Raw genomic sequence first — 4,538 nt, forward strand, 5'->3', positions numbered from 1 at the left:
AACGCCAGATCCAGATCCAACGCCAGATCCAGATCCAACACCAGATCCAGATCCAACACCAGATTTAGACCAGACTACTCCTAAGGGTGAAGAAGTAACTGTCAATAAGTCAGGGATTTTACTGCCTAATACTGGTTCTGATGAAGGAGAATATGTAGCAATGGGTCTTACTTTGCTGGCAATGGGCTTAGGAATTTCTGTAGCAGAATTAAAAAAACGCCTAAGTGAGAATCAATAAACTGTAGGCTAAGACGCTAGTGTAAGATCTTTAAATAGGACTCTCTTCATTCTTAAATGGATGAAGAGAGTTTTTAAATGGGCGAGTTGTTTTTAAAGACAGAAAGATATATGATTATTTATATAAAAATGATTGAGCTTAATAGCTTTATAGTTTCTTGAGGAGGATAGAAGTTATGGAAAACATACTTTATGGAGAATCACCGATTATTTATAAAAAGCCAATCAAAGATGGAGAGGGCAATGATATAGGTAAGACCATTATTATTGAAGATAATGAAGGAAATATCATTTTAAGTCAGAACATTTTGAATGATAACAATGGGAAATCAGTAAAAGTTAATGTGAATCAATCAGAAAGAGAGGGTGTGTATGGATACACGGTCAATATTTTAAAGCCGACCGGGGAAGAAGAGAAGATATTTTTAGAAAACAAGTCAAGTAATCTTGAAAATGAGCAACCAGTTGTTGAAACTAAAGATTTGAAGGATTTTCAAGAACAAATTATTGGCAAAACATTTGTCATCAAAGATAGCCAAGAAAAGTTGATCGCCACTCACCATATTTTAAATGATCCCGATGGCAAAGAACCTGAGCTTAAAATTATTGCTGAGGGAACGGGTCATAAAGTGATTATTTATAAACCAGATGGTGACTTTGAAGAAGTTTTTGTGGAAAACAAAAAAGTTCCAACCATCGAAAAAATCCCTTTTAAGGATAATCAAGGAAGTATTATAGGATACACTGTTTTAGTTAAAGATGATGCAGAGCGAGTTTTATTGAACGAACATATTTTGATTGGCAAACAAGAAATAGCCCCAGATGTTAAAATCACTTATGATAAAGACGAAAACGGGGATCGAGGTTATTTAATTATAATTACGAATGCAGAGGGGTTGAAAAAAGAAACCTTTATAAAAAATGAAAAAGTCCCTACTATTGAACAGTCAGCATTTAAAGATAAAGAAGGAAACATCATAGGAACAACTATGACTTTAAAAAATGGAGATGGAGAATTGGTTTCGATTGAATATATTTTACATGACAAAGCCATTGAGAAAGTTGAATATTCTATTCAACCTAGCCAAAATGATAAGGGAGAAATAGGTCATTTAGTTATCATAGAAAATCCTGATGGTACAATTAGCAAAACTTTTGTAAAAAGTTAAAGAAAATATAAATACCATCGGATAAAGAGAGTTAAGGTATGATAAAGAGTCTTTGAATGGTGTTAATGAAAAAGAGACAAATTCTAAAGGTGGGAACAACTGAAGAAAAATATATTTTAACTATTGTTCAGAACACTTTTATATGGACCATCAGCCAGTGAAAAAGCCACCCAGCCTGTATGTAAAATGACGGAAAATTTAAGGTATAATTATGCTATTTAGCGGGTAACAAAGTCGAAAAATGGGTGTTGATGAGTAATTGTTGTGATGGGCAAGTTGAGACCTTGATTATATGAGTTTAATCTTAATAAAACTCATCACTTTGACCCTCAAGCACAATAAAGTATTGGCTATCCTAAAAATAGTCAGAGCATGATAGGGATCAATAGAAAGCGCCAAAAAAGTTTTTTAATTCATTAATTCTTTATTATTATCAGTAAGTTAATAATTATTAAACTTTCGAAGGACAGAGCAAACTTTATTAAAAACTTCACAAAATTTTGAATCAGTGTTTACGGTGTAAGGATAAACATGATATACTAGACCTATATGAACTAACAAAGAAATGGGGAAATTGTAAATGTCTAAAACAATGGCGATTAATGCGGGTTCTTCAAGTTTGAAATTCCAAATCATAGAGATGCCTGAAGAAACAGTGGTTTCTAAAGGATTAGTTGAACGTATTGGATTAAGCGATTCAAAATTAGAAATTGAATATACGGACGCTAATGGTGAAGATCAAAAGTTTCAAATAGTCGAAGATATTGCAGATCATGCTCGTGCAGTGGATTTATTACTAACTAAACTTCTAGACTTAGGAGTTATCACAAACTTTGAAGAAATTACCGGTGTCGGACACCGTGTAGTAGCTGGTGGAGAACTCTTCAAGGAGTCTACTCTAGTAGATGAGCAAGTTATCAAAAACATTGAAGAATTGGGAGATTTCGCCCCCTTACATAACCCTGCGGAAGCAGTCGTAATTCGTGTTTTCCAAGAAAAATTACCACATGCTACCATGGCAGCAGTCTTTGATACTTCTTTCCATACTTCAATGCCGGCTGAAAATTATTTATACAGCATTCCGTACGAATACTATGAAAATTACTCCGTTCGTAAATATGGAGCTCATGGGACAAGTCACCAATTTGTGGCCCACCGTGCAGCTGAAATCGTAGGTAAGCCCATTGAAGACCTTAAAATTATTACTTGTCATTTAGGGAACGGAGCTTCAATTACTGCTGTGGAGAAAGGGAAATCTGTTGATACTTCAATGGGCTTCACTCCACTAGCTGGCTTAACAATGGGAACACGTGTCGGTGATATCGATGCATCTGCAATTCCATTCATCATGCAAAAGGAAGGTATTGAAAGCATTGAAGAGATGGTAACTATCTTCAATAAAAAATCTGGTTTACTCGGTATTTCAGGTGTCTCATCCGATATGCGTGATGTGGAAGAAGCTGCAGAAGCAGGAAACGAACGTGCACAACTAGCTCTAGATATTTTCTTCAATCGTATTATTAAATACATTGGACAATATGTAGCAGTGATGAATGGTGTAGATGTGATTGTCTTTACTGCCGGTATCGGTGAAAACTCTAAAGAAACACGTGAAATCACTATGAGAAACTTTGGTTATATGGGTGTTAAGATTGACGAAGAGCGTAATAACACACGCCAAGAAGCCATCGTTTCTACAGATGATTCTACGGTAACAGTTATCAACATTCCTACTAACGAAGAAATTGCGATTGCTCGTGACGTTGAGCGTCTTAAAAATCAAAAATAATCATTAAGATAAGTTGGTTTGAACGTTATTCTCATTTGAGAATGACGTTCTTTTGGTATATTATTAAGGGAAGAAAATAAAGAAGTCTAGAGATACCAAACTGAAGGAGACACATGAATGGCTGAAAATATTATTATAGATGAGCAAGCGATCAATAGAACTCTAAAGAGAATGGCCCACGAAATTGTCGAACGGAATCCGAACGTCCAAGAATTAGTATTAGTAGGAATTAAAACAAGAGGCATATATTTAGCCCATCGTTTAGCTGAAAAAATTTCGCAAATTGAAGCTATTCAAGTAGAGCTAGAAGAGTTAGATATTTCTTTTTACCGTGATGATTTGACCCACAAGTTTAAAAATGAAGCACCTGTTGTTCAACCCCCTCACTTTTCTCACTCAATGCGTGATAAAGTTGTGATTATGGTGGATGATGTTTTATATACAGGTCGAACCATTCGAGCAGGACTGGATGCGATTCTATCGTCAGATCGTCCAGCCAAAATTCAATTGGCAATACTGGTGGATAGAGGTCACCGTGAACTCCCAATTCGCGCTGATTTCGTCGGTAAAAATATCCCGACATCCAGCGAAGAAAAAGTGGCAGTCAAATTAAATGAAGTAGACCAAGCAGAAGAAGTCGTTATCTTACGTAAATAAACGAAGCCCTTCAAAGTTATTAGCTTTGAAGGGCTTTTAATTTGAATGAGTTAATGCGACCTAAGAGTAAAGTAGATGAGCACAGAGACCATGGTAATCAAAATCAAAACAAGGACTAGCCAGACAAGACTCCAAATTTTTAATTGTAAATAGATTAAGATAAAGCCTAAAATAGCTAATAAAAAAAAGGTTAGTGCGATTAGATTGAAAATCCTAAGGTCTTGTAGCTTGAGCAATTTTAGTAAGGAATGTCGGAAGTAAAAAATATAGAGGGCCAAAATCACTAATATCGATGGGAAGGCATAGAGCAAAGCTTGTAGCATTATTAACCTCAATTCTATCTAAAGATTCATTAAAAAAGAGCTGGCAATTGCCAGCTCTCAAAATATATCCGAATCGTGCCGATTCAATAAAGCTAGGTTGAACCCGCTAGCAATCAGGTGGGGTTCTCACGAAATGCTTCTGACTTCCACATGCGATGGCTTGTCATAGGTATTCGATTGAAGAATCCCTAATGTAAAATGTTCGGTCAACACATTGACTATCTCTCGAACACATCAGATATATTTCCTATGTACCTAGTATAACACGATGAGATTGAATTGCAATAGTTTTGTTTGAAAAAATGAAAGCATTGTTAAACGTAAATGATAATGTCTCAAGAGAACACAAATCAAAATGTCCCT

General features: G+C 35.5%; 4 protein-coding genes and 1 other RNA gene. 4 read left to right on the plus strand and 1 reads right to left on the minus strand.

Features of this window, described 5'->3' with window-relative positions:
- The 4 genes from ACQV2T_RS09190 to pyrR all read left to right on the plus strand — a co-directional run.
- Positions 1-238, plus strand: a 238-nt coding sequence (locus tag ACQV2T_RS09190; RefSeq protein WP_428875427.1) for an LPXTG cell wall anchor domain-containing protein, incomplete at its 5' end; no start/stop codon positions are given.
- A gap of 175 nt (positions 239-413) precedes the next feature.
- Positions 414-1,406, plus strand: coding sequence for a hypothetical protein (locus ACQV2T_RS09195; RefSeq protein ID WP_428875426.1), 993 nt, complete (start codon positions 414-416; stop codon positions 1,404-1,406).
- Positions 1,407-1,986: 580 nt separating this feature from the next.
- Positions 1,987-3,195, plus strand: a complete 1,209-nt coding sequence (locus tag ACQV2T_RS09200) for an acetate kinase (protein WP_428893582.1) — start codon at positions 1,987-1,989, stop codon at positions 3,193-3,195.
- A 117-nt stretch (positions 3,196-3,312) separates the two neighbouring features.
- Positions 3,313-3,852 (plus strand): bifunctional pyr operon transcriptional regulator/uracil phosphoribosyltransferase PyrR, encoded by a 540-nt coding sequence (pyrR, locus tag ACQV2T_RS09205; RefSeq protein ID WP_428874395.1) that lies wholly within the window; start codon positions 3,313-3,315, stop codon positions 3,850-3,852.
- A 384-nt stretch (positions 3,853-4,236) separates the two neighbouring features.
- Here pyrR and ssrS read toward each other — a convergent pair.
- Positions 4,237-4,419, minus strand: a non-coding RNA gene (gene ssrS / locus ACQV2T_RS09210) — 6S RNA.
- Positions 4,420-4,538: the final 119 nt, after the last annotated feature.

Origin of the sequence: Facklamia sp. P13069 (assembly GCF_050409405.1) — a bacterium.
Classification (GTDB): domain Bacteria; phylum Bacillota; class Bacilli; order Lactobacillales; family Aerococcaceae; genus Facklamia.

What these genes read in the sequence shown, in the direction of transcription:
- ACQV2T_RS09195 (WP_428875426.1), top strand. Translation starts at nt 414, where the DNA reads ATGGAAAACATACTTTATGGAGAATCACCGATTATTTATAAAAAGCCA.
- pyrR (WP_428874395.1), top strand. Translation starts at nt 3,313, where the DNA reads ATGGCTGAAAATATTATTATAGATGAGCAAGCGATCAATAGAACTCTA.
- ACQV2T_RS09200 (WP_428893582.1), top strand. Translation starts at nt 1,987, where the DNA reads ATGTCTAAAACAATGGCGATTAATGCGGGTTCTTCAAGTTTGAAATTC.